The 3,616-nt window shown below is 65.3% G+C and carries 8 protein-coding genes; 4 read left to right on the top strand and 4 right to left on the bottom strand.

The genetic code is table 11. From position 1 onward, the window contains the following. Positions 1–16 precede the first annotated feature (16 nt). Genes Q0X68_RS13040 through Q0X68_RS13030 form a run of 3 tightly spaced genes read right to left on the bottom strand, consistent with a single transcriptional unit; the run spans position 17 to position 1,670 of the window. Positions 17–565 carry a recombinase family protein gene (locus tag Q0X68_RS13040; RefSeq protein ID WP_070758718.1) on the bottom strand — a complete coding sequence of 183 codons (549 nt, stop codon included), beginning with the start codon at positions 563–565 and terminating at the stop codon, positions 17–19. A 2-nt stretch (positions 566–567) separates the two neighbouring features. After that, a complete protein-coding gene (locus Q0X68_RS13035) occupies positions 568–1,428 on the bottom strand; it encodes a Fic family protein (RefSeq protein ID WP_070424185.1) in 861 nt (286 codons plus the stop codon). Next, positions 1,428–1,670, bottom strand: coding sequence for an antitoxin VbhA family protein (locus Q0X68_RS13030; RefSeq protein ID WP_019174038.1), 243 nt, complete (start codon positions 1,668–1,670; stop codon positions 1,428–1,430). Before Q0X68_RS13030 ends, Q0X68_RS13035 begins: the two co-directional genes overlap by 1 nt. A 253-nt stretch (positions 1,671–1,923) precedes the next feature. Here Q0X68_RS13030 and Q0X68_RS13025 point away from each other — a divergent pair, with 253 nt between their 5' ends. From Q0X68_RS13025 to Q0X68_RS13010, 4 genes are read left to right on the top strand one after another with little or no spacing between them, the layout of a single operon-like run. Next, on the top strand, positions 1,924–2,454 hold the full coding sequence (locus Q0X68_RS13025; RefSeq protein ID WP_019174037.1) for a TetR/AcrR family transcriptional regulator: 531 nt from the start codon (positions 1,924–1,926) through the stop codon (positions 2,452–2,454). Positions 2,455–2,456: 2 nt separating this feature from the next. Beyond that, positions 2,457–2,804, top strand: a complete 348-nt coding sequence (locus tag Q0X68_RS13020) for a multidrug efflux SMR transporter (protein WP_005053852.1) — start codon at positions 2,457–2,459, stop codon at positions 2,802–2,804. Further along, positions 2,804–3,124, top strand: a complete 321-nt coding sequence (locus Q0X68_RS13015) for a multidrug efflux SMR transporter (RefSeq protein ID WP_019160223.1) — start codon at positions 2,804–2,806, stop codon at positions 3,122–3,124. The genes Q0X68_RS13020 and Q0X68_RS13015 overlap by 1 nt, the downstream gene beginning before the upstream one ends. A gap of 15 nt (positions 3,125–3,139) precedes the next feature. Continuing rightward, the gene (locus Q0X68_RS13010; protein ID WP_005053846.1) at positions 3,140–3,337 is read left to right on the top strand and encodes a hypothetical protein; all 198 of its coding nucleotides are present in this window, start codon (positions 3,140–3,142) and stop codon (positions 3,335–3,337) included. Here the strand turns inward: Q0X68_RS13010 and Q0X68_RS13005 are convergent. Next, positions 3,334–3,537, bottom strand: a complete 204-nt coding sequence (locus Q0X68_RS13005) for a hypothetical protein (RefSeq protein ID WP_005053843.1) — start codon at positions 3,535–3,537, stop codon at positions 3,334–3,336. The genes Q0X68_RS13010 and Q0X68_RS13005 overlap by 4 nt on opposite strands. Between the last annotated feature and the right edge of the window lie 79 nt (positions 3,538–3,616).

Here is a 3,616-nt window from a genome sequence, read left to right as displayed (position 1 = left end):
GGCGCAGAGCGACAGCCTACCTCTGACTGCCGCCAATCTTTGCAACAGAGCCCGCGATTTGCTCGTAGCTCATCGGCGGGTCAGCCTCCCGCATGGTCTTCGCCATTGCGATGCGCTCGGGTGTCATGACGGTCGGGCGGCCGCCGACGCGACCCTGGGAGCGCGCGTGCTCGACGCCTCTGCGGGTGTTCTCACGGATCATATCGACGCGAAGCTGCGCGAGCGTCGCCATGATCTTGAGCATGGCTTCACCCATCGCTGTTGACGGGTCTATGTCCATCCACGGTTCATCGAGGCTGCGCAGCTTCACGCCACGCGCTGCGTGGTCACGGATAACCGAGATAGCGATGCTGTCAGTGCCTGCCACGCGGTCGAGCGAGGGAATCACCAGCTCATCACCGGGGCGCTGAATCTTCCGGCACTCGATCCAATCGGGTCGATCCTCAACGCGACTTGAATAGCCAACGTCAACGAAAATTCGTTCGCACCCTGCCTGTTCGAGGCGGGCGATCTGCGAGTCTGCATTCTGCTCGCGGGTGCTGACACGGGTATATCCGAGCCTCACGGCTATCGTCCTAAGCTCGGGCCACGCTCGGGCGGCTTCGGCTTCGATCCGTCGCCCAGCTCGGGCATATCCCGGCCGCGATCTGCTGCGTGCTTCGGCTTGCTCGGCCGAGCCTCGCGCAGCTCGTTCACCTTGCGCTCGATGCGCTCTCCAAGCGTCATCGGCTTCTCGGGCGCTGCGTCGCCTGTGACGCGGCCGCCCTCGTGCATCAGCACGTTCGACCGCGGCACGGCCGCGTGCTCGAACACGGGCACCATCGGAACATGGTTGGGTAGGTACTCCCCCAGCGGCGGCCGCGTCGCGGCCGATGCCATATTCCAAACTTCCTCGGGCACGCGCTCGAACTCAAGCGTGTACGGTGAGCGCTCCGCAACGTGCTCCATGAACACCTTGGTAGTGCGTCCGTTGCCCTCTCTGAACGGATGACTCTGGTTTGTCCAGGCGAAGATTTCGGCGGCGCGCTCCGAGAACTCGGCGTGGCTGAGCTGCGCCCAATCGGTGCGCTCGACCATCACGCGCACGTTGTCTAAGTAGGCGTCTATCGCGCCGTTGTGAGCATCAGCGAAAGCGGCTCCGCCGCCCTTCGCCATGTTCACCGTTCGGTACTGACCAGCCCATTCAAAGGTCGAGCCGAAGAGGTGGCCGTGAATCTGCTTCATGTGCTCGCCGTCGAACGTGCGAGTCACAAGCTCCGGGCGCAACTCAAGCTCGATGCGGCGCGCAAACGACATGCGGTAGTCGTAGGTGCGCAGCGCTGCGGCGTCTCGAATGTCCGGTATGTTGCGCAGCACGCCATTGCGGGTCTGCGCGTTGTACGTCTCCGGGTAAAAGTATGACTCCCACGAATCGAACTGGTGCGGCATCAGAGCGTAGCGGCCGCTCCGGCGATGCGCGCCGCCTTAGCGGCGGTGCGCGCCTCGTAGTCCTCGAACGTCAGCGCGCCGCGCGTGTAGTCGATGAGGTCGGCCACGTCTTCGCGGTTCGGCTCCCATCCCTCATGCCAGCCTGCCGCGAGCGAGCGCACAACGGCTCGGCGCTGGTCAGCGTCGAGCTGGTCGAACAGCTCGGGCCAGCGGGCCTCTACGTCAAATGATGGTTGCGACATAATGCTGCACCTCCTGGTGTACTCCTGATTTTACCGGCCTGCCCGCAAACGGTATAGGTCGGGTTTCGGGTCGGGGTTGGTTTCGGTCATAGGTTTCGGTCGGTCAGATAACGGCGTGTCGCTGCCTCGGCGGGCCGTCCGGCACGGCTGCCCGAAAACGATCGTTTTCGGCCTACTCGGCTCGCGGCGATGAACCTATGCGCCGGCAATCTGCTGGATGGCCTGGTTACCTTCCGAATGGTAACCTACACTCATGCGCACCGATCCTCGCCCCGCGATCCTGGCGGCCGCCTTCTCTCAGCTCGACGAGGGGCGGGCGGTGTCTCTGGATTCCGTGGCCCGAAGTGTGGGGCTGACCAAGCCGGGGGTGATGTATCACTTCCCCACGAAGGAAGCCCTCATGCTCGCCCTGGTGGACTCCGTTTTGGACCGCTGGGAAGAGGCGCTGGTCGCACGCCTCGGGTCGTCGCCGGAGGGCGCGGCGCCGGCCGCGCGCATCGGCGCGTATGTCGACTGGTCACTGTCCGGGGGTTTCGATGAAACCGACCTGGTGGCGATGAGTGATCCGAAGCTGCGCCGCTCGCTCACGCAGCGCTGGGCCGAACGTCTCGCGCCCTGGCTCGTCGTGCCCGATGACGTCGCCCCGGACGAACGCACCCGGTTGCTCGCCGCCCGCCTCCTGGCCGACGGCGGGTGGCTTGCCGAAGCCGCCAACGTCTCCCCTCCTACCCCCGGCGACCTGGCGCAGCTCCGCGCCTTCGCCCACAACCTCGTGAAGGACTGACTATGAAGAAATGGCTCCTGCTTGCCGGCGCGATCATCAGTGAAGTCGCCGGCTCCCTCGCCCTCCAAGCCGGCCAGGACCACCCCGCCTGGTACATCCTCGTCGCGATCGGCTACGTCGGCGCGTTCACGCTTCTCGCGCTCGTTCTACGCGAGGGGATGGCCCTCGGGGTTGCGTACGGGATCTGGGGCGCGATGGGCGTCGCCCTGACGGCGGTGCTGGCGGCACTTCTGTTCGGACAGCCCTTGACCGGCGTGATGATCCTCGGCCTGGCGTTGATCATCGGCGGTGTTCTCACCGTCGAACTCGGATCGCAAGCGGCGCAGCGCAAGAGGGAGGCGAGCATCTGATGGTCTGGCTCTTCCTCATCCTCGCGATCGTCCTCGAAGTCGGCGCGGCGCTCTCCCTGCGCCTGGCAACCGGCGGACGGAAACTGTTCTACATCGCCGTCGTCGTGGGCTACCTCGGCGCGTTCTTCTTCCTCACCCAAGTCCTTGCCCTCGGGCTCGGCATCGGTGTTGCCTACGGCATCTGGGCCGCCTCCGGCGTCGCCCTCACCGCAGTGGCCAGCAAGTTCCTGTTCAAAGAGCCCTTCACCTGGGTCATGGCGCTCGGCATCGCCCTCATCATCGGCGGCGTCCTCCTCGTCGAACTCGGCGCGGCCCACTAGCCTGCCGACACGGCCATGACCGTCGCTCGCACCCTCGCGGCAATTCGCCGCGCCCTCCTGGAAGATCCTGCCGTCGACATCCGATTCGTGGACGCAATCACCGTCGACAGTCATCTTCTGAGCACGCACGGCCAGGCCCTCATCCTGTTCGTACACCCACAGCATCGCGAAGTCGTCGACGAGCTGCGCAACGCCTCCCGCCCATTGGACTAGTGCGGTCGGCCGGGGTCATCACCGCGGCCGCGCAGCTCGTCAACGAGCTGGCGGTGCGCCGTGTGCAGGAACAGCACTGGGCGGCCGCTGCGCCCACTGTGGAGGTAACTGTCGGCGGTGAGCGCATCGGTGAACACGACTTCAAGCTCCGGCTGCTCGTGCAGCAGTCGCCGCACTTGTTCGGCCACCCGCTCAGTCATCGAAACTCCCCCCAGAGCTTCCGGGAGGGCTCTGTTGCAAAAATCGTGAAGCTTGAGCATGCTTGGCGGAGATTGGACG

The sequence above is a fragment of the uncultured Tessaracoccus sp. genome (genome assembly GCF_947286155.1).
GTDB lineage: Bacteria > Actinomycetota > Actinomycetes > Propionibacteriales > Propionibacteriaceae > Arachnia.
This window is presented reverse-complemented; position numbering and strand designations above follow the sequence as displayed.